We start from the raw sequence: 20,530 nt of genomic DNA, 5'->3' as shown, positions 1-20,530 counted from the left end.
TCACGCATTTTTTACTATATAACATACCAATAGATACAAATGAAATGGAACAAGCTGCCGAATAGGATGAAAATATGGAAAATCTCGTGGAAGCCCCAATTTTTAAAGCGGAGAAATTCTGGTTTGAAACCATAAATGATTCCGCCGATTGTATAGGCGATACCGCCAAGGATGAGATAGACCATTCCACCTGTACCAAGTGCCGGTGCTAATTCTCCAGTGAAAAAGATAACGAGCCAGCCCATTAAAAGATAAATCATGGTGGAAAGCCATCTTGGTGAAGTGAACCATGTCAGTTTGAAGATGACACCAAGAATCGCCAGGCCATTGGTGACAGCAAATAGAGTCCAGCCTAATGTGTTATTCAATGCAATGATACATAAAGGGGTGTAGGTTCCAGCAATTAAAACGAAAATCATCGAATGATCAATCCGCTGCAGCCAAGCTATCACCTTATCTTTTGCAATGACCATGTGATACGTTGCAGATGCCGAATAAAGTAAAATCATGCTGACTCCAAAGATAATGACAGCTGTCAAGCCGATTATAGAATACCCTTCAGTGACGGCCTTTATAATCATTGCTACTAGTCCAAATAAAGCAAGAACTGCACCTGCCCAATGTGTCAGGCTGTTAATCGGTTCTCTAATGTACTGATTCAACTGGAAAACCCCTTTCGATATTACAAGTAGTTTTTAAAACTATGTGTTAGTGTTATAATAATTTTATAACATAGTTTATAGTGTTCAGTCAACCGCTGATGCTGAAAATGTGGAGGAATTTAGATATGGAAAACAATTTAGAAAACTTGCTGCGACAGTTACAGCTGGATACAAGACTATCCAGCCATGATATACCTAACCTGGATTTGTATATGGACCAGGTCATCCAATTATTTGAAAAAAAGTATGAAAAAACGAAACGGACAACAGATGAAAAGATTTTAACGAAAACAATGATTAATAATTATTCCAAGGGGAAATTATTTTTCCCGATAAAAAATAAAAAATACTCCCCGGAACATGTTATGCTCATTGATTTGATTTATGAGATGAAGACGATTCTTGCAATCCGGGATATTAAGACAACACTTGAATCATTGAATGAACAAATGATGGAAGAGACTTTTAATCTCGAATCATTATATGAATCCTTTTTAAAGCTTTCGAGAAATAATCTCGAACGTTTTCATGAGGATAGCAGGGAAATAGTGGAAGACGTGGATGCCGAGCAGCTTAGTGACAGCTATTTGAATAAGGTGTTGCTCATTCTATCCTTTGTTAATATGAGCAATTATTATCGCCGATCCGCTGAAGCATTAGTTGATGAGATTGTAGGTAAGGAATTGAAAAAGGACTAAGCTTAATCGCTTATGATAAAATGAAGGAAAAAGAGTGAGGAGAATGACATTGGCTACTTATCCAAACATTTCTGAGACGAAAAACTTAATTAAGCAACTTGTTTCGATTCCAAGTCCATCTGGGAATACTGGTAACGTAATTTCCTTTATTGAAGATGTTTTGAATGACTTACAGATTGAACATAAGCGAAATAAAAAAGGTGGATTAATAGCGACAATTCCGGGCGAAAATGAAAAGGAGCATCGTATGCTTACTGCCCATGTTGACACGTTAGGTGCGATGGTGAAAGAAATTAAGCGTGACGGTCGGCTCCGTTTAGATTTAATTGGCGGTTTTACGTATCACTCGATTGATGGAGAGTATTGTGAAATTGAAACGTCTGCTGGGACAATCTTCACTGGGACGATTTTACATCATGAGACATCTGTACACGTCTATAAAAATGCGCGGGACGCTAAACGTAATCAAGAAAATATGGAAGTGCGGATTGATGCCAAGGTAGAAAACGCAGAAGACGTGCGGGCGCTTGGCATTGAGGTAGGAGATTTTGTTTCATTTGATCCTCGGGTTGAAATAACGGAGAATGGTTTCATTAAGTCACGTCACTTGGACGATAAAGCAAGTGTTGCGATGCTTATTCAGTTAATGAAACGAATCAAAGATGAAAAACTTAGTCTTCCTTATACAACTCATTTTCTGATTTCCAATAATGAAGAAATCGGTTATGGAGGAAATTCCAATATTCCACCGGAGACGGTCGAATATTTAGCAGTTGATATGGGGGCAATGGGAGACGGTCAATCAACGGATGAGTACACGGTTTCTATCTGTGTGAAAGATGCCAGCGGCCCGTACCATTATGGGCTGCGCAAGAATTTAACTGCATTAGCTGAAGAAAATCATATCGGCTATAAGCTCGATATTTATCCCTATTATGGATCTGATGCATCGGCAGCAATCCGGAGCGGACACGATATCATCCATGGCCTCATCGGCCCGGGGATCGACGCCTCCCACGCATACGAACGCACCCATGAAGACTCCCTGAAAAATACCGAACAATTACTCTACCACTATATCCAAACCAAACAAGTGGACATATAACCGGGACACGAGGGTCAGAGCATTTGTCCCAGTGGGACATTGGGGACGGAGGCATTGTCCCATTTCATGTTCGAATAAGGAAAGTAGGTATAAAAGATGAAATTAAGTATTCTTGATCAAGTCCCTATTCCGAATGGCAAAACTGCAAAAGAAGCACTGGAAGCGACCATCGATCTCGCTGTTGCGGCGGACAAGTTAGGGTTTCACCGCTATTGGATTGCCGAGCACCATGACTTCACAGGATTAGCAAGCCCTGCACCAGATATCATCCTTGGTATTATCGGTTCAAAAACGCAGCGCATTCGCATCGGTTCCGGCGCAGTTCTTTTACCAAACTATAAACCATACCAGATTGCGGAGAGGTATAATTTGCTCGCCACGCTATATCCGGGAAGAGTTGACCTTGGACTTGGACGTGCGCCGGGTGGGTCAGCGGAAGCATCAATCGCGCTTGTAGATAATTTTCTTGAGCAGGTGAAAAACTATCCAGAAAAACTGGATGAATTACTCCATTTCTTGAACCGTGATTTTCCTGAAGAACATCTTTTTTCCAAGGTTTCCGCCCGACCCGTTCCGAAAGAGCAACCAGTTCCATGGCTACTTGGCACGAGTAAGAAAAGTGCCGTGTTGGCGCTCGAGAAAGGTTTGCCCTATGTGTTTGGTGATTTTATGAGTGAAGCAGATGGCGCATCAATTGTGCGGGGTTACTTTGAAAATTTTCAAGAAGGAGAGCCACAAGCAATTGTTACGGTGAATGTTATTTGTGCGGAGACGACAGAGGAGGCGGAAAGGCTTGCGAAAAGCAATCAAGTTTGGAAATTGATGCAGGCTAAAGGAGAGGGGAATGGAAAAGTACCTTCCATCCTTGATGTAAATGAATATACATTTACAGATGAAGACCTCGAATCTTTACGTCAATCGGATTACCGTCAAATCATCGGAACGCCGGATACAATCCGGAAATCGCTTGAGTCACTACGTGAAGAATATGGGACGGACGAGTTTATGATTCTTACAATCACCCATGATTTTGCCGCCCGTAAAAAATCATATGAATTGATTGCACGCGAATTTGGATTATAACTTCTAAGTTCAAGATAGTTTGCATATTTCTATAGTATATAGAATGCTTGGACAAGCAGGGGTACTCTAAATCCATTTAAAAACCAGGAGGTAGGCATGCAAAGCTGGGTCACATATATAATGGAGAAATTCGGCTATCTAGGCATATTTCTCATGATGACGTTAGAAAATTTATTTCCGCCCATCCCTTCTGAGATTGTTCTTCCATTTGGAGGGTTCATGACTACATATACGAGCTTGACGGTAATTGGGGTCATGATAGCAGCGACATTAGGTTCGGTTATCGGTGCGATGATATTATATAGCATCGGCCTCCTGATTGACGTGGAACGCTTGGAGAGGATTGTCGAACGCTACGGCCATATTCTTCGGATTGAAAAAGCAGATATCCATAAAGCAGATGCTTGGTTCGATAAATTTGGATATTGGACGGTGTTTTTCTGTCGGATGGTACCGCTCATTCGCAGTCTTATCTCTATTCCGGCCGGGATGTCAAATATGAAATTCTCTGTATTTCTCCTCTTAACGATGCTAGGAACATTGATTTGGAATGCAATCCTTGTATCAGTTGGTGTCCTCCTAGGTGAGAACTGGGAATCCATTTTAGTATTTATGGACGTGTATTCGATAATTGTTTATTTGCTTCTTGGAGTTGGGCTCATCTTGGTGGCATATTTATATATAAAGAAAAGAAGAAAATAAAAAGGAATGGCGCTATGCCGTTCTTTTTTTATGCACTTTTTTAGGTTCGTATAGCTGGGACATTTACACTGACCCCATGTTTCGGACGCAGTGGGACAAACACTCTGACCCTACGCTCCACTTGGTCTTAGTCAAAATACGTCTGGGGGCTTAGTTGAATTTATGTCTGGGGCCGATTATCAGGTTTTGGTTTTCACGGTAAGATGGAATCAAGATCAAGAAAGGAGGCTGTCACATGAAGAAATTTTTACTCTTTATTGGAGGTTTAATTGCATTTTTCGTGTTGCTTGCCAATATTGGACCAATGATTATTTTAGGGTTGAGTCTCTGGTTGTTGTATATTGTGTTTAAAAAGTTTGTTACAAGTGACAGGGTAGCAGCTAAGATCGGCTGGATTGTTGTTGGATTGCTCGTGTTAAGCATCAGCTTGTCGAACATCTACGCAATTATCGGTGTCGCAGCTGTTTATGTATTGTATCTGATTTATAAAAGCTGGAAGGAAGAACCGGTTGTCCACACCATGGAGGATGACGATCCATTTACGAATTTTGAACGTGAATGGGCAGACTTAAACCGCTAAATCTAATAAAAGGAGAGAATGTGTTATGACAACAAATATTTTTACACGTATCATGGATAATATTTCTGCAGACTTGCATCATTTAATGGATAAGAAAGAGGAAAAGAACCCAGTTGCTGCTTTAAATCAATATTTACGTCAAAGCGAGCAGGAAAAAGAAAAGGTTCGAAAAATGATTGAACGTCAGTATAAGTTGAAGGATGAGTTTTCCCGCGAATATTTAAAAGCTCAAGACTTGGCAGACAAACGGAAGAAACAAGCCGAAATTGCGGAGAAAGCCGGCGAAACCGATTTATATGAATTTGCGGTGAAAGAGTATGAAGAATATGAAAAGCGAGCTGCCCGCTTAAAACAAAGCAGGGAAGAAACAATTGAACAGCTTATTGCACTTGAGAATAAATATGAAGAAATGAAACACCGCTTGAAAGATATGCATATGCGCCGGATGGAATTAATGGGAAGAGAAAATATTGCAAGAGCAAATCAACAAATGAACCAAGTTATTGATGATGTATCCGATAAACCATTTGCGAAATTCGCTGAACTCGAGCAATACATCGAGAATTTGGAGTACAAGGTGAATAGTTCCTATTATAAGAGCACATTCGACAGTAAGATTGCTAAACTGGAAAAAGAATTACAAGGAAAAGAAAATGCACAATAAGATGCGATAACGATCAAGGAAAATGATATACTAAGTAGGCGTAGATGACCTCTGCGCCTTAAACTATTGAAATTAAAGGAGGGGGACTTTCATGTTCAAGCAAATACCGACAAAATCATATAACTGGATTCTGATTATTGGTATCCTCCTTCTTGTGGCTGAATTTGTATTTTCCTTTGGAGGGACAATTATACCTGCCATTATTTGCGGCTTTTTTGTTTACGTCAGCTGGAAGAGCTTTGACACCCTCTGGGGAAAAATTGTTTTTTGGCTTAGTCTCATTGGTTTAATCTTTTCGATACTTAGTCTGATGGCAGTAAGATTCCTTATTATCGCAGCAATTGTTATTTTTGCGATGAGATACTATGATTCCACGAAAAGAACGGATCGGGTCTATCCGAAACTGCCGGATGCAGATGCACTGAAGGAACCGCTTAGTCGTGTGGAACCATTATTTAATCACACAGCATTTGATGATCAATTCACAGAAGAAACCGCTTATCAGTGGAAGGACGTGAATATACACGGACTGTTTGGTGACAAGGTGATCGATTTAAGTAACACGGTTATTCCTGACGATACGGCGATAATTTCGATTCGCCACGGGTTAGGAAATATTGAAATATATGTACCTTATGAAGTGGAAGTGAGCATCCATCATAGTGCTGTTTTCGGCAATGCTCTTATATTCCACGAAAGTCATGAAAAACTGTTTAATAAATCGATTTTTTATCAAACAGCGGGTTATGATACCGCAACAACAAGAGTTAAAGTCGTCACCTCGTTATTTTCTGGAGATATTGAGGTGAAGCGCATATGAGTACGATTATCCGCCATATTCTTACCGGAATCCTATTTAGTATTTTACTGACAGTGGCCATAATTACGCTTTTATTCACTGTATTCTCGCTGGGTAGTTATACAGTTTTATGGGAAACGGAGATTGGCAATGTTTCATTTTTAATCTGGCTAGCCGGTTTCGTATTGGTAGGAGGGACGATTTTTGGGATATCGACCGGTTGGTATTGGAGACAACGGCTGCATCGGATTGAACGGAAGCTTGATCGGTTAAGTAAAGGCCAACGACTTGATGAGGAAAAAGAACCATATCATGAATTGAAAGCAATTGAAAAACGCTTAGAACTCATTCAATCCCGTATCGACCAACAGACGGAAAATGCGCAAAAAATTGCAACGGAGCGGGCAGAAGAACGAGAAAAGAGTTTACAAGAGATCGTTGTCCAAGAAAGAAACCGGCTTGCCCGGGAGTTACATGATTCTGTCAGTCAACAGCTTTTTGCCGCGTCAATGATGATCTCAGCAATAAACTTGCAAAACTTCCCTGAAAACGACGAAATGAAAAGGAAATTGCAACTCGTGGAGAAAATGCTGCAGCAATCTCAGCTTGAAATGCGGGCACTTCTACTACATCTGCGCCCGGTTGCATTAAAAGGGAAAACCCTTGTTCAAGGGGTGGAAGAATTACTTGTCGAAATGCAGCAGAAAGTTTCTATGGATATAACATGGACAGCAGAAGAACTTGCCGTTGATAAAGGAATTGAAGATCAGCTCTTTCGAATTATTCAAGAAGCAATGTCGAATACGCTGCGCCATGCGAGAGCTACAAGTTTTCATGTACTCCTGATTAAACGAGATGAAACGGTAATTTTGCGTATTTCAGATGATGGGATAGGTTTCGATATGGAACAGGTGCATACTGGTTCTTATGGACTCCATAATATGCGGGAACGAGCATATGAAATTGGTGGTACGTTCAAAATTGTCAGTTTACCAAATCAAGGTACGAAGCTTGAAGTAAAAGTTCCACTGCCTGCAGTGGCGAGTCAAGAAGAAAGAGTATCCGTTAGGAAAGAAAGTGAGGAAGAACGATGATAACAGTATTATTTGCCGATGATCACGAAATGGTGCGAATTGGTGTAGCATCTTACCTGTCTGCGCAACCGGATATTGAAGTGGTAGCAGAAGCGGACGACGGGGAACCGGCTGTCAAGCTAGCACTGGAGCTGAAACCTGATATCATTTTAATGGACTTGGTGATGAAGCGGATGGATGGAATTGAAGCAACAAAGCAAATCCTTGCCGAGTGGCCAGAAGCGAAGATTATCATCGTTACAAGCTTCCTCGATGATGAAAAAGTATACCCCGCTCTCGAAGCAGGTGCAAAAAGCTACTTGCTGAAAACTTCAAAAGCGGACAAAATAGCTGACGCAATCCGTTCGACTCACGCGGGCCAATCGATTCTGGAACCAGAAGTAACAGGGAAATTAATGAACAAGATGCGCAGTCCACAAGAAGAAGCACTGCATGAGCAATTGACAGAACGAGAAAGAGAAGTATTACTTCTTCTTGCAGCCGGAAAAACGAATCAAGAAATTGCTGAAGAATTATTTATTGCAACGAAGACCGTGAAAGTTCATGTCAGTAATATTTTGGCGAAATTGGAAGTACAAGATCGAACTCAGGCAGTGATTTATGCATTCCAGCACAATCTTGTTTAATTTTTAAATAATACTTATTTTAATGAATTTCATAATACGTATTTAATGCTTCACCATCACCATATGTAGTTGAGTTAGTTCGTTCCCAACTACATATGGTGATGGAAAAGCCGACTTTGGTAATTATGAAATTCATTCATTTCTGTTCTAGTAAAAATAAGTCTAAACATGTAGTATTCCCAAGGAGTATTGCGTGTTTTTTGCTTTTTAGGAAATATTTTGTCATTAATTGAAACATAATTGTAATATAACGATAACACGACTGCAATTTTTCGGTGTTACAATACCATTGGAATTGAAAATAATACATAATATAAATTTATGACACGAATTTGCAGGCGGCTTTCACGAACATACATAAAAAGATGCAATAGTAGTGAGGAAGTGGGGAGCGAGAAATTGAAGAAGACCTTAGTGACGATGGCTACTGTAACAGTGGTCGGTTTAAGCAGTGTGTTTTTTACTGATCATGCATCAGCAGAATCAATTGATGACTTGAAGGACAAACAAACGCAAATTCAAGATGAAAGAGAAACGATTAAAGCTAACCTATCTGACGCAGAAGCGGAGATTGCTGATTTATTAATAGACCTAGATAAATTGAACGATGAAATTGACCGCGTGAATAAAGCGCTTGACGAAAACAAAGCAACAATGGTGAAAAATGAAAAATCCATTACGGAAACAGAAGAACGAGTGGACGAGCTCGAAGCAGAAATCAAAGAACTTGAAGAAGCGATTGAAAAACGCTTCGACATTTTAAAAGAACGTGCAGTAGCTTACCAAAAGAATGGTGGTAACATTTCTTATCTGGAAGTGTTATTCGGCTCGCAAAACTTCATGGATTTCATCAGCCGTGTAAGTGCAATTAACAAAATTACCGATTCTGATGCCGAATTAATGGAACAAATCGACGCGGATAAAGTTCAAGTCGAAGAGAAACAAGAAGAGGTAATTGCAAAGCTTGATGAATTAAAAGAAATGCGTGTAGAGCTTGAAGGAATGGAGAAAACAATCAAGTCTCAACAAGCGCAAAATAAAGATAAAAAAGCAAAAATTAAAGATAAAGAAGCTGCACTCGTTGCAAAAGTAGAAGATCTTGAAGTAAAAGACAGTGAGCTAGCTTCTCTTGAAAGAGATGTAAGACAAAACATTGATGAATTAACACAACCTGCACCTGAAGTGCGCGTTGCAAGTAATGACACAAATGCAGGCAGCTCAAACAATAATAATTCTACCAGCAATAAATCAACTAACAATAACTTATCAACAGTTTCAAAAGAAGAGTCGAAGTCAAACAATTCATCTTCTTCTCGACCAGCAGCATCCGGTGGTATTCAGACTGCAATGAACGCTGGATTCGCTCACCTCGGCACTCCATATGTATGGGGAGGTAAAGGACCAGGCGGGTTTGACTGTTCTGGATTCGTATCTTGGGCATTCGGCCAAGGCGGGATTTCCGTACCGTCAAGCACTGGAGGACTAGCAGGAGTTGGTACGAAAGTTTCTGCAAGTAACATGCAACCAGGAGACATCGTGTTCTTCAACACTTATAAAACAAACGGTCACGTAGGTATATACCTTGGTGGCGGTAAGTTTATCGGTGCACAGAACTCTACAGGTCTTGCAGTAGCAGACATGTCTAGCGGGTACTGGGCAGACAAGTTTAACGGCCATGTGCGCAGCGTAAGATAATAATAAATAATTCATAAAATCCATCCTAGTTACAGGGTGGATTTTTTCGTGTTTTTATTAAATTTTAAAAAATAAAATCATCCATATAGACGGGTATGGCTGTATATATTATAATAAAATGGAGCCAATAATACTTAACAATCTCGAAATTAAATGAAATCTATTTGTACTTAGGAGGTGAAGTTCCTATTGCTTATGCATAGGAACACTAATTGGACGTATTGCCCATAATCAACTTACTTGCAGTTGCTGTACTAATTGCTTTAACCGCATTTTTTGTAATGGCGGAATTTGCAATTGTAAAAATAAGAAGTACACAACTTGAACCACACATCGAAGTGGGGAAAAAATCCGCAATTGCTGCGAAGAGAGTAATTACCCACTTGGATGAATATTTATCAGCGTGTCAGCTTGGAATAACAATCACCGCATTAGGGATTGGACGACTGGCAGAACCGACATTTGAGAAAATGCTCCATCCAGTCATTTCATATTTTAATATTAGTACTGGAATGGTTACAACGATAGCAATTGTGATTTCCTTTTTAATTGCAACTTTTCTTCATGTTGTAATTGGAGAACTTGCACCAAAGACGATTGCTATTCAAAAGGCGGAGCAGGTTACTTTATTTATTGCAAGGCCTCTCGTTTGGTTCTATCGTTTACTTTACCCGTTCATTTGGCTTTTAAACGGTACAGCTCGCCTGATTATCCGCGCGATGGGCTTCAAGCCAATCAGCAGCCATGAGGAGACACATACGGAAGAAGAGCTTCGTTTAATTCTTGCTGACAGTTATAAAAGTGGTGAAATTAATCAAGCAGAAATGATGTATGTTAACAACATTTTTGAATTTGATGAGCGAGTAGCAAGGGAAATCATGGTACCTCGGACAGAAATGGTATATTTCTTAAGAAAAGATAGTTTAGAGTCGAATTTAGATGTCATCCTTGATGGACAGTATACGAGATACCCAGTTGCAGATGAGGACAAAGATAATATTATTGGCTTAGTCAACTTAAAAGAAATCCTTAGCGGGTATCATCAGGATAAAAATGTTACAACGAATCAGTTTATCCGACCGATTCTCCACGTATCGGAAGCAACACCAATCAAACAAGTCCTGCTCAAAATGCAGAAAGAACGCATCCATATGGCTATCGTGAATGATGAATATGGAGGAACAGCAGGTTTAATAACGGTTGAAGATATTTTAGAAGAGATTGTCGGCGATATCCGTGATGAATTTGATGAAGATGAGATACCTGACGTGCAGGAAGTAAATGATAAAACCGTCATCGTTTCGGGAAAGCTTCATTTGGAAGATGTGAAGCAAATTCTTGGCATCGAACTGGATGATGATGAGGTCGATACGATCGGTGGGTGGATGTTTACAACCAATCTTGACGCACAGGAAGGTGTTATTATTGAATATAAAGACCATCGTTTCGTAATAGAGGAAATGGATGGTTATCAGATTAAAAAAGTAAAGATTATCAAACCATAAGGGTTCATATAGAAAGTGGGCATTTTGCCCGCTTTTTTTGTTCTCTTTTGTAGCTGTTATATGTTTAACTACCTCCTGATAAGGATAAATACTAGCAGAAGAATTTATCTTTTCTATTAGGAGGCGATTGAGTGAGTCTTACGATTACGGAAACAATCAATTGGCTTAAGGATGTGCGGAAAGAAGGATCGAATAAAGTATTCACGATGTATTTGAACACGGACAGATCAGACCCGAATCAGCAAGGTGGAGAATGGAAGATCCATTTGAAGAACGGAATGAGGAACTTTGAAACATACTTACAACAAGATGACAATAAAGAAGAACTAGCTAACTTTAAAAAAGTGAAAAAGAAAGCGATGGATTTTATAAAGGAAAATGAACTACATTTCCAGCGTGGTATTATTATTTATGCTACAGCAGATGATGATATTTGGTTTGCGAAGTGTGTGCAAATGCGGTTGGAGGATAAATTTTATTGGCAAGAAACACCGGAAATTAATCAGCTTATTAAATTGAAGGAAAGATATCCGAAGCTTGGTATCATTCTTGTACAACAGAATCAAATTAAAGTGATTGATTCAGAGACGAATCGAATTATGGACACGACACATTTCGAACTTGATGTAGCTACAGAAGATTGGAGAATAAAGCAGGGGCCAAGACGTCCGTCTACTGCAGGGGCCGGTGGTCCTAATGTTCAAAAAGATAGTTTGGAGTCAAGATTTTCAGCCAATCAGCATCGCTGGTATAAAAAGATTGCTCCGAAATTAGATAAAATAGCGAAAGATAACCAATGGGAACGGCTTTACATGGTTGGAGAAGGGGATAGTACGAAAGATCTCGAGAAACTCATGCATCGACCAATCGACGCTGTTTTACAAAAAAATATGCTTGACCATGAAGAAACAAAAGTGCTGGATGAGGTGTTGGCATAAAAATAAGAAGAGGCGGATCTATCCCGTCTCTTCTTATTTTTTAGAACTTATTCTTCAGATAAGTATTTTGCATTTACATAACCGGTGAATTCATCAGTCGTTACTTTGACCCATTCATCACCACGGTCTTCCACTTCAACTTGTTGGTCCATTACAAGCACACCGACCAAATCATAATCAATCCCAGGTCCACTTCTTGCGTTTAACGTTTCGACTTGTACGGTTCTTGTTGAGGTCGATACTTCCACGTCCTCGGCATCTTCTGTGCTGTCTTCATCGGACTCGTCTTCAGTTACAACTGAACCAACAGCTCCAGCTACTGCATCCGTTTCAACATCTGATTCGCTCTCTTCATCAGATGTGACGCTCTCAGTATCTGTTTGCGGAGTTGGCATAGAAGCAAAGTCAGGATTTGTAAATTTCTGTTGCATGATGCCGACGAAAACGATGAAGGCAAGTGCAACGATTGTAAGAATAACTGCAATAAAAGCTTTCGTTCTTTTCATCTCATAAACTCCTAAATTATAATATCTAGTAGTAGTATACACGAATTAAACGAAAAAGTCTTTTATTACTTACTCCTCGCAGCATGAACAGCTGTATATACTTTTGTAATCGAGAGAAGTGACGGATTGCTTTCATTCAGCGTAGGTGCAACTTTCTCATGAGGGTCCGCAGTCCAGACACCTCTCGCACCTGCTGAGCGGCTGGTGAGCCTCCTCGGGCTAACGTCCTGCGGGGTCTCACCAAGCCTATCCTCGGCAGGAGTCTCGAGGTGTCTGGCCTGCTCCCCGGAAAGGCCAAATTTGGATTACTGTTTAATATTCCAGAGGTATAATCTTTATCGTGACGAAATAATTTCTATTTAAAATAATCATCTATACCAGTTCAGTTGCCCGGAGGACGGTGACTCCTACGGGAAAACCACGTGTCCAGACCTGAGCAGGAAGCGGTTTTCTTCCGAGGCAGACTAAGAACGCCACGTCCTATGGCAACGTCTGCATTAGCACGTCCTTTGCGTCGAGGCTGAGGCCGTGCCCAAGGATGCGCACCCGTCCTCCGGGTAACTGAACGGCGATTAGTGCTCTAAATTAGTGAACAAGCAAAACACTTACGCTGAATGAAAGTAATCAGCAGTTCATGCAAAAAACTTTTGTTGAGTTAGTTATTTAAGCGACTTGGCACCCGGGGCAGAGACCGTAGATTTCGAATTTATGATCTTCAATCATGTAATCTTTTAGTTTATTTTCTACTTCATCCATCGGGCAAATATTAATTTCTTTTGTCCTACCGCAATTACTGCAGATGAAATGATGATGGTGGTGAGTCGCACATTTCATCCGAAAGTGTTTTTCTCCATTTAACTCCGTACTTTCCAAAATTTTCATCTCGTCGTATAGATGTAAATTCCGGTACACAGTGTCAAAACTGATACCTCCATATTTCTCTTCCATAAACTGATGCAGCTCTTTTGCAGTCCGATACCCATCCGCTTCTTCAAAAAAGGTTAAAATATCTTTCCTGCGCCCAGTTGATTTATATCCGCTTTTCCTTAGCATTTCCATTGCTTTTTTTAAATTCATTAGGCTTCCCTCATTTCTTGTTGTGATTTCCGACTCCGTTTAAACCCGATTGCAAGCAATAAAATGGTGACGGCAATCATGACAATTGTTCCACCTGGCGGGATACTTAAATAATATCCGCTTATAATACCAATAATAACAGATATTTCGCCAAACAAAATAGATAAAAACAACATTTGTTTAAACCCTTTCGCAATTCGCATTGCAGCAGCAACTGGAAGCGTCATGAGGGCAGATACGAGCAATACTCCGACAATGCGCATGGAAGCCGCAATAACAAGGGAAGTTAATACAATAAATAGCAAGTGGATATGTTTTGTATGAATGCCTGATATTGTTGCATGTTCCTCATCAAAGGAAAGAGTAAGCAGTTCCTTATAGAAAAAGGTGACGACCGCAACAACAATAATAAATATAATAAAAATCAGTAAAAAGTCACTTTGACTAACAGCTGAAACCGAACCAAATAAATATCCGAATAAATCTGTATTAAATCCATTTGCTATCGATATGAAAATCACACTTAAGCCGACACCTGCAGATAAGATAATCGGAATCGCCAACTCTTGATACGTTTTATAGACTGTACGCAGCTTTTCAATAAAGATGGAGCCGACTACAGAAAAGAACATCCCACTGTATAGGGGAGAGAAGGTGATAAGAAATAATTTTTCCATCATTAATCCAAACGCAATCCCCGCAAGCGTAACATGTGATAAAGCATCTGCAATTAAGGAAAGACGGCGGACGACTATAAAGGTTCCGAGTAATGGGGCTATTATTCCGATTAATAGTCCGGTTAGAAATGTATATCGTAAAAATTCATAGTTAAAAAAATCTGCTAGCATAATATTCCTCCATTACGAATGATGGGCAATCGTCGAGACGGGATGTCCGTAAAATAATGACAAATCTTTATCAGAAAGGGAGCAATATTCCTCTGGATTACCGTGGAAATGCAATGTTTTATTTAAACAGACAACATCTGTCGCATAGTCCGTCATAATTCCGGTATCGTGGGTAACTAATAGAATCGTTATTTGCTGTTCCTTATTCAATTTGTGCAGTAATTCATAGAATCGTTTTACGTTTTCTTGGTCGACTCCAACTGTTGGCTCATCCAGAATCAATAATTCAGGATCGCTAACAAGTGCTCTTGCGATAAACACTCGCTGCTGCTGACCACCGGAAAGGTTGCCGATATTTTCAGAGGAGAAATCGCTCATATCGACCAACTCGATTGCCCGTAAAATAGTTTGTTTATCTTTCTTGCTTAAAAACTTAAAGTAGCCAAGCTTTGCCGTAAGACCGGTTGAAACGACTTCAAATACGGTGGCTGGAAAACCTGTATTGAAACTATTCGCTTTCTGCGAGACGAAACCAATTTTATCTCTTTTCCGGAAAGTCTCGAGCGATTCACCAAATAAAGTTACATTGCCTTCATCGGGTTTAAGTAATCCGAGAATCAATTTAATAAGTGTTGTTTTTCCGCCACCATTCGGGCCAACGAGCCCCATAAATTTGCCTTTTGGTAATTCAAAATCAATTCCATCAAGGATTAGTTTATTTTGATAGGCAAAACTGACATTCTGCATCGTTATGATTGGTTCTTTCATGGAAACACATCCTTTTTAGTTCATTGCTTCATTGAGAACTTCCAAATTATCCCTCATAATGGAGAAGTAGTTCCGATTTTCTGTAATGTCTTCATCTGTTAGCACCGCCAGATTATGAATCATCAATGCTTCTGCACCAACTTCATTTTGTATCACTTCAGACACGCGGGTTGTAACATTTTGTTCGAATATAATATGGTTGATATTATTTTCTTTAGCTGTATCTACAATTGCAATTAAGTCTTTCTGGGAAGGTTCGTTTTCAGTGGAAAGGCCGTGAATCGAAATTTGTTCAATCCCGTATCGTTCTTCCCAATAACCGAATGCAGCGTGGGTGACGAGTATCTTTTTATTTGTCTTCGTATCAAGTAATTCGGTGAACTCCTTGTCCACTTTTTCTAGTTCTGCTTTAAGATCTGTTAAATTTTCATTAAAGCGTTCTTGCTCATCTGGATATAGTTCACTTAATTCATCATAAATGATCTCAGCAATTTGAGTCATTCGTATCGGATCAAGCCAAATATGTGGATCTTTATCTCCGTGATGATGGTCATGATCTTCATGGTCGTCATGATTTTCTTTTTCATCAGCTAAGAATAATGATTCATGTTTGCCAATTTCAAATAAGTTTACCCTTTCATCTTCCAAGGCGCCGGCAGCAGTACTTGCTAATGCTTCCAGCCCAGCACCGATATAAAAGAATGCATCTCCTTCCGCAATCTCTGTCAGATCTTTAGCGGTAGGTTCGTACGTATGCTCATCCACACCTGGCGGATAAACAGAATGAACTTCGACCGCATCCCCAGCAATTTCTTCTACGATAAACTGTAAAGGATAAATTGTTGTATAGATGGTGCCGTTAGAATGATCTGTATCATTTTTTGTGCCACAACTTGCTAAAATGAATAATAATAATAAAAAGCTAAAAATACGTTTTAAAACTTTCAATCAACATCCTCCTATCCATTGACTTCCTTCATATATACTTCTTATCTATAAAATCACCATTCGTTTCCTGAACAACCAAATAATCTTTGAAAAATTAAACTCGTACGCTCTCAACCAGCGTAAGTGATCCGGCTCGTTCACTTGAAATGCTCTCTAGTCGCCGTTCAGTTGCCCGGTGGACGGATGCGCATCCTTGGGCACGGCTGGACCCTCCTCGAGCTGCCGCCCTGCGGGGTCTCCAGACTCGTGCTGTTCCCGCAGGAGTCACCGTCCACCGGGCAACTGAACTGGGAGAGATGATTATTTTAAAGATAAATTATTCCGCCACCATAAGGATTATACTTTTCCGGTACATTAAACAGTGATTCCAAGATGGCCTTTCCTGGTAGCAGTCCAGTAGAAAGTTTCCGAGTTTGGCACACTTACGCTGGTTGAGAGCGACTGTTTTATTGAATTCATTTACTATCATATCGTAACCATTCCGGTTTGTAAATAATAATCATTCCGATTTGGGAAAATAAATGCAACAACCTTGTTGCGAAATATCAGAAAGTATTTTATACTAAAAATAGGTTAAGAGATAGCTCTTTTATTTTTTTGAAGAATAATGAATGAGCGTTCATTCAAAAGAGGAGATTGGGGGATAAAACATGAAACAGTCAATTAAGCGAGCTGCGGTTTTAGGCTCTGGTGTAATGGGGTCTGGGATTGCCGCCCACTTAGCAAATAACGGCATTCCTGTACAAATGCTCGACATTGTACCATCTGAATTAACGGTGCAAGAGGAAAAACAAGGGTTGTCGCTAGAAGACAAAAGAGTACGAAATCGGATAACCGAGAAAAGTAAACAGGCATTATTAAAGCAAAAGCCATCACCCATTACATCCAGGGCAAGTCTTGATTTGATTGAAATTGGGAACTTTGAAGATGATATGGAACGCTTAGAGGAAGCAGATTGGATTATTGAAGTAGTAACGGAGAATCTCGAAATCAAGAAGCAAGTATTTGCAAATGTGAATAAACACCGGAAGAAGGGCAGTATTGTTAGTTCCAACACATCAGGAATATCTGTAGAAGCGATGATTGAAGATTGTAGTGAGGATATGAAGAAACATTTCCTAGGAACCCATTTCTTTAATCCACCGCGTTATTTAAAATTGTTGGAAGTAATTCCAACCTCACATACCGATCCAGATGTACTTGAGTTCATGAAAGTATTCGGTGAAAATGTTCTTGGTAAAGGGGTTGTGGAAGCAAAGGACACGCCCAACTTTATAGCAAACCGAATTGGAACATATGGGCTTCTTATCACACTAAGGGAAATGCTTGAACAAGGATTTAGTATTGGGGAAGTTGATTCGGTTACTGGTCCACTTATCGGAAGACCGAAGAGTGCCACGTTCCGTACATTGGATGTAGTCGGCCTTGATACATTCTTGCATGTCGCACGAAACGTCTATGACAAAGTGGAAGGAAAAGAAAAGGAAGTATTTGATCCACCGGCATTTATGCAGAAAATGGTTGAGAATGGTTGGCTCGGTTCTAAAGCAGGAAAGGGATTTTACGAGAAAAAAGCTGGAGTCATTTATGAAATTAATCCGGATACACTTGAATTTGGTGAACGAAAGAAATTACAAACACCAGCAATCGAAATGGCAAAGCAGGCAAAAGGCTCTCGTGCCAAAATGAAAGCGCTTCTATCAATGCCTGATGATCCGGCAGCTAAGCTCGTTTGGTCTTTATTAAAGCCGGTCCTTATTTATTCCGCCGAACTGGTCGGTGAAATTGCCGATGATATTACGGCTATTGACCAAGCGATGAAATGGGGATTCGGTTGGGACATCGGACCATTTGAGACATGGGATGCGATTGGTTTAAAACAAGCAACCGAGCGGATGCAACGTGAAGGGGAAACAGTGCCAAGCTGGGTGCTAGAGTTAATTGAAAAAGGATATGAATCTTTTTATAAACAAGCAGATGGAGAAATAACTTATTATAATGGCAATGAACTTGAGAAGCTTAAGACAAATTCGAAAGAAGTGAATCTAAGACTCTTTAAAAATGAATCAAATGTAATCAAAAAAAATACTGGTGCAAGTTTAATAGATTTAGATGACGGTGTCCTGTTACTTGAATTCCATTCACCAAATAATGCGATTGGCCTTGATATTATGCAAATGGTGAACACAGCAATTGAGGAAGCCGAAGCTAACTATGAAGGGCTTGTTATCGGAAACCAGGGTAAAAACTTCTGTGTTGGTGCTAATCTCGCATTAATGTTAATGGAAGCACAGGATGATAATTTCTATGAACTTGATATGGTCATCCGTATGTTTCAAAATATGACGACAAACATTAAATATGCAAATAAACCAGTAGTCGTCGCTCCATTTAATATGGCGCTTGGAGGTGGGGCAGAAGTGTCGCTACCTGCAGCAGCAATTCAAGCGTCACCGGAAACATATATGGGACTTGTCGAAGTTGGTGTCGGTCTTATACCTGGTGGGGGCGGCACGAAAGAACTTTATCTAAAACAACTTCGCAATATGCCAAAGGGGATCGATTTTGACTTATCGAAAGTCGCGAATGATGTCTTTGAAAAAGTAGCAACAGCAAAAGTATCGACTTCTGCAAAAGAAGCACAAGAGCTAGGATTTCTAGACCAAAAAGATGCAATCAGTGCGAATCCAGATCATTTAATTTACGATGCCAAACAAAAAGTGCTGGCATTGACTCATGCAGGTTACCGGGCACCTGCAAAAGAAAAAATTCCGGTCGTTGGAAATGCAGGCTATGCGGCAATGCTGCTCGGCGCAAAAAATCTCCAGATGAGCGGTTATGCATCTGAACATGATGTAAAGATTGCCGAAAAGCTAGCCTATGTCTTATCCGGCGGAAGAATTAAAAAAGGTTCGCTTATTGATGAGCAGACAATGCTCGATTTCGAGCGAGAAGCATTCTTAAGTCTAATCGGTGAACCGAAAACACAAGCTCGTATGCAACACATGCTGATGAAAGGCAAACCATTACGCAACTAAAGATTAGGGGGAGAAAATGTGAAGGAAGCAGTTATTGTTGCCGGAGCAAGAACTCCGGTCGGTAAAGCGAATAAAGGTAGTTTAAGAGATACCAGGCCGGATGATTTAGCTGCACTGACAATCAAAGAAACATTGAAAAGGGCCGGAGATTATACTGGAAATATTGATGACGTCATCATCGGCTGTGCAATGCCGGAAGCAGAGCAAGGAATGAATATGGCAAGAAACATTGCAGGGCTTGCCGGTCTTCCGAAAGAAGTTCCGGGAATAACGATTAATCGCTATTGTTCCTCTGGACTGCAAGCAATTGCCTATGGTGCTGAACGGATTATGATCGGCGCGGTAGATACGATTATTGCGGGAGGAGCAGAATCGATGAGCTTGATTCCGATGGGAGGACACGTCATTAAACCAAACCCGAAACTCGTAGAAGATGCAGTTGGCTATTATATGGGGATGGGACATACGGCAGAAGAAGTGGCGAATCGTTTCAATATATCCCGGGCGGACCAAGATGCTTTTGCAGCACAAAGCCACGAGCGGGCAGCAAAGGCAATACAGGAAGGTAAATTCACGGACGAAATTGTTTCGGTGGAAATCACTGAACGGGTTATCGGCCAGAATCATAAGGTCGTAGAACAGACAAAACAATTTGCAATGGATGAGGGGGTACGCGCAGACACAAATCCAGAAGTCCTTGCTAAACTGAGACCAGCATTTCATATAAAGGGATCTGTAACAGCTGGAAACTCCTCGCAAATGAGTGATGGGGCAGGTAGCGTTTTATTAATGGAGCGTGAGAAAGCCCAAGCAGAAGGGTTAACTCCTTTATTAAAATTCCGTTCCTATGCTGTAGCTGGAGTGGAGCCGGAAATTATGGGAGTAGGCCCTGTAAAAGCAATCCCAAAAGCGCTTCAAATTGCGGGACTTGAATTATCGGATATTGGATTAATTGAACTTAATGAAGCATTTGCTTCCCAATCATTACGGGTGATTGAAGCACTCGATCTAGATACTTCCATTGTAAATGTAAATGGAGGAGCAATTGCTCTTGGACACCCGCTTGGAATGACGGGAACGAAACTGACCCTGACTTTAGCCCATGAGATGCGCCGCAGAAATGTTCAGTTTGGAGTTGTGACGATGTGTGTTGGCGGTGGAATGGGAGCTGCAGGAGTGTTTGAGCTTATTTAA

General features: G+C 40.4%; 20 protein-coding genes. 14 read left to right on the top strand and 6 right to left on the bottom strand.

Features of this window, described 5'->3' with window-relative positions; translation table 11 throughout:
- Window positions 1-14: 14 nt before the first annotated feature.
- Window positions 15-662 carry a PAQR family membrane homeostasis protein TrhA gene (trhA, locus tag L3V42_RS09995; RefSeq protein WP_238471903.1) on the bottom strand — a complete coding sequence of 216 codons (648 nt, stop codon included), beginning with the start codon at window positions 660-662 and terminating at the stop codon, window positions 15-17.
- A 125-nt stretch (window positions 663-787) separates the two neighbouring features.
- On the opposite strand from trhA, the gene L3V42_RS09990 reads away from it, so the two are divergent.
- The 12 genes from L3V42_RS09990 (at window position 788) to L3V42_RS09935 (ending at window position 12,151) form a co-directional block, all read left to right on the top strand.
- Window positions 788-1,360 carry a DUF1836 domain-containing protein gene (locus L3V42_RS09990; protein WP_235762334.1) on the top strand — a complete coding sequence of 191 codons (573 nt, stop codon included), beginning with the start codon at window positions 788-790 and terminating at the stop codon, window positions 1,358-1,360.
- 49 nt (window positions 1,361-1,409) lie between these two features.
- Window positions 1,410-2,465, top strand: a complete 1,056-nt coding sequence (locus L3V42_RS09985; RefSeq protein ID WP_238471902.1) for a M42 family metallopeptidase — start codon at window positions 1,410-1,412, stop codon at window positions 2,463-2,465.
- A gap of 96 nt (window positions 2,466-2,561) precedes the next feature.
- Window positions 2,562-3,548 carry an LLM class flavin-dependent oxidoreductase gene (locus tag L3V42_RS09980; protein WP_238471901.1) on the top strand — a complete coding sequence of 329 codons (987 nt, stop codon included), beginning with the start codon at window positions 2,562-2,564 and terminating at the stop codon, window positions 3,546-3,548.
- Window positions 3,549-3,644: 96 nt separating this feature from the next.
- A complete protein-coding gene (locus tag L3V42_RS09975; protein WP_235762337.1) occupies window positions 3,645-4,250 on the top strand; it encodes a DedA family protein in 606 nt (201 codons plus the stop codon).
- Window positions 4,251-4,485: 235 nt separating this feature from the next.
- The gene (locus tag L3V42_RS09970) at window positions 4,486-4,830 is read left to right on the top strand and encodes a lmo0954 family membrane protein (protein WP_235762338.1); all 345 of its coding nucleotides are present in this window, start codon (window positions 4,486-4,488) and stop codon (window positions 4,828-4,830) included.
- Window positions 4,831-4,855: 25 nt separating this feature from the next.
- A complete protein-coding gene (locus L3V42_RS09965) occupies window positions 4,856-5,494 on the top strand; it encodes a PspA/IM30 family protein (protein WP_235762339.1) in 639 nt (212 codons plus the stop codon).
- A gap of 91 nt (window positions 5,495-5,585) precedes the next feature.
- Entirely contained in the window at window positions 5,586-6,314 is a 729-nt protein-coding gene (gene liaF / locus L3V42_RS09960; protein ID WP_235762340.1) for a cell wall-active antibiotics response protein LiaF, read from the top strand.
- Window positions 6,311-7,387: a sensor histidine kinase gene (locus L3V42_RS09955; RefSeq protein ID WP_235762341.1), complete on the top strand. Its 1,077-nt coding sequence runs from the start codon at window positions 6,311-6,313 to the stop codon at window positions 7,385-7,387. The genes liaF and L3V42_RS09955 overlap by 4 nt, the downstream gene beginning before the upstream one ends.
- The gene (locus L3V42_RS09950) at window positions 7,384-8,013 is read left to right on the top strand and encodes a response regulator (RefSeq protein ID WP_235762342.1); all 630 of its coding nucleotides are present in this window, start codon (window positions 7,384-7,386) and stop codon (window positions 8,011-8,013) included. The genes L3V42_RS09955 and L3V42_RS09950 overlap by 4 nt, the downstream gene beginning before the upstream one ends.
- Before the next feature lie 399 nt (window positions 8,014-8,412).
- Complete coding sequence (locus L3V42_RS09945) at window positions 8,413-9,708, top strand: C40 family peptidase (protein ID WP_238471900.1); 1,296 nt, start codon at window positions 8,413-8,415, stop codon at window positions 9,706-9,708.
- Between the two features lie 212 nt (window positions 9,709-9,920).
- On the top strand, window positions 9,921-11,213 hold the full coding sequence (locus L3V42_RS09940; protein WP_235762344.1) for a hemolysin family protein: 1,293 nt from the start codon (window positions 9,921-9,923) through the stop codon (window positions 11,211-11,213).
- 131 nt (window positions 11,214-11,344) lie between these two features.
- Window positions 11,345-12,151 (top strand): VLRF1 family aeRF1-type release factor, encoded by an 807-nt coding sequence (locus L3V42_RS09935; protein ID WP_238471899.1) that lies wholly within the window; start codon window positions 11,345-11,347, stop codon window positions 12,149-12,151.
- Between the two features lie 47 nt (window positions 12,152-12,198).
- On the opposite strand, the gene L3V42_RS09930 is transcribed toward L3V42_RS09935, so the two are convergent.
- From L3V42_RS09930 to L3V42_RS09910, 5 genes are all read right to left on the bottom strand, one after another.
- Entirely contained in the window at window positions 12,199-12,657 is a 459-nt protein-coding gene (locus L3V42_RS09930; RefSeq protein ID WP_238471898.1) for an SH3 domain-containing protein, read from the bottom strand.
- Between the two features lie 663 nt (window positions 12,658-13,320).
- Window positions 13,321-13,734, bottom strand: a complete 414-nt coding sequence (locus L3V42_RS09925; RefSeq protein ID WP_235762347.1) for a Fur family transcriptional regulator — start codon at window positions 13,732-13,734, stop codon at window positions 13,321-13,323.
- The gene (locus tag L3V42_RS09920) at window positions 13,734-14,582 is read right to left on the bottom strand and encodes a metal ABC transporter permease (RefSeq protein ID WP_235762348.1); all 849 of its coding nucleotides are present in this window, start codon (window positions 14,580-14,582) and stop codon (window positions 13,734-13,736) included. The genes L3V42_RS09925 and L3V42_RS09920 overlap by 1 nt, the downstream gene beginning before the upstream one ends.
- A 12-nt stretch (window positions 14,583-14,594) precedes the next feature.
- A complete protein-coding gene (locus tag L3V42_RS09915) occupies window positions 14,595-15,350 on the bottom strand; it encodes a metal ABC transporter ATP-binding protein (protein ID WP_235762349.1) in 756 nt (251 codons plus the stop codon).
- A gap of 15 nt (window positions 15,351-15,365) precedes the next feature.
- Complete coding sequence (locus L3V42_RS09910; protein WP_238471897.1) at window positions 15,366-16,298, bottom strand: metal ABC transporter solute-binding protein, Zn/Mn family; 933 nt, start codon at window positions 16,296-16,298, stop codon at window positions 15,366-15,368.
- 650 nt (window positions 16,299-16,948) lie between these two features.
- Between L3V42_RS09910 and L3V42_RS09905 the strand changes: the two genes are divergently transcribed.
- Together L3V42_RS09905 and L3V42_RS09900 are read left to right on the top strand one after the other, a co-directional pair.
- Window positions 16,949-19,336, top strand: coding sequence for a 3-hydroxyacyl-CoA dehydrogenase/enoyl-CoA hydratase family protein (locus tag L3V42_RS09905; protein ID WP_238471896.1), 2,388 nt, complete (start codon window positions 16,949-16,951; stop codon window positions 19,334-19,336).
- An 18-nt stretch (window positions 19,337-19,354) separates the two neighbouring features.
- The gene (locus tag L3V42_RS09900) at window positions 19,355-20,530 is read left to right on the top strand and encodes an acetyl-CoA C-acetyltransferase (RefSeq protein ID WP_235762352.1); all 1,176 of its coding nucleotides are present in this window, start codon (window positions 19,355-19,357) and stop codon (window positions 20,528-20,530) included.

Source organism: Oceanobacillus alkalisoli (assembly GCF_022213125.1).
In the GTDB taxonomy this organism is placed as follows: domain Bacteria; phylum Bacillota; class Bacilli; order Bacillales; family Amphibacillaceae; genus Oceanobacillus; species Oceanobacillus alkalisoli.
This window is presented reverse-complemented; position numbering and strand designations above follow the sequence as displayed.

Bases quoted from the DNA above. Each gene is read 5' to 3' on its own strand.
- L3V42_RS09930 (WP_238471898.1), bottom strand. From the start codon at position 12,657: ATGAAAAGAACGAAAGCTTTTATTGCAGTTATTCTTACAATCGTTGCA.
- L3V42_RS09970 (WP_235762338.1), top strand. From the start codon at position 4,486: ATGAAGAAATTTTTACTCTTTATTGGAGGTTTAATTGCATTTTTCGTG.
- L3V42_RS09915 (WP_235762349.1), bottom strand. From the start codon at position 15,350: ATGAAAGAACCAATCATAACGATGCAGAATGTCAGTTTTGCCTATCAA.
- L3V42_RS09905 (WP_238471896.1), top strand. From the start codon at position 16,949: ATGAAACAGTCAATTAAGCGAGCTGCGGTTTTAGGCTCTGGTGTAATG.
- liaF (WP_235762340.1), top strand. From the start codon at position 5,586: ATGTTCAAGCAAATACCGACAAAATCATATAACTGGATTCTGATTATT.
- L3V42_RS09925 (WP_235762347.1), bottom strand. From the start codon at position 13,734: ATGAATTTAAAAAAAGCAATGGAAATGCTAAGGAAAAGCGGATATAAA.
- L3V42_RS09965 (WP_235762339.1), top strand. From the start codon at position 4,856: ATGACAACAAATATTTTTACACGTATCATGGATAATATTTCTGCAGAC.
- L3V42_RS09975 (WP_235762337.1), top strand. From the start codon at position 3,645: ATGCAAAGCTGGGTCACATATATAATGGAGAAATTCGGCTATCTAGGC.
- L3V42_RS09990 (WP_235762334.1), top strand. From the start codon at position 788: ATGGAAAACAATTTAGAAAACTTGCTGCGACAGTTACAGCTGGATACA.
- L3V42_RS09980 (WP_238471901.1), top strand. From the start codon at position 2,562: ATGAAATTAAGTATTCTTGATCAAGTCCCTATTCCGAATGGCAAAACT.
- L3V42_RS09955 (WP_235762341.1), top strand. From the start codon at position 6,311: ATGAGTACGATTATCCGCCATATTCTTACCGGAATCCTATTTAGTATT.
- L3V42_RS09920 (WP_235762348.1), bottom strand. From the start codon at position 14,582: ATGCTAGCAGATTTTTTTAACTATGAATTTTTACGATATACATTTCTA.
- L3V42_RS09950 (WP_235762342.1), top strand. From the start codon at position 7,384: ATGATAACAGTATTATTTGCCGATGATCACGAAATGGTGCGAATTGGT.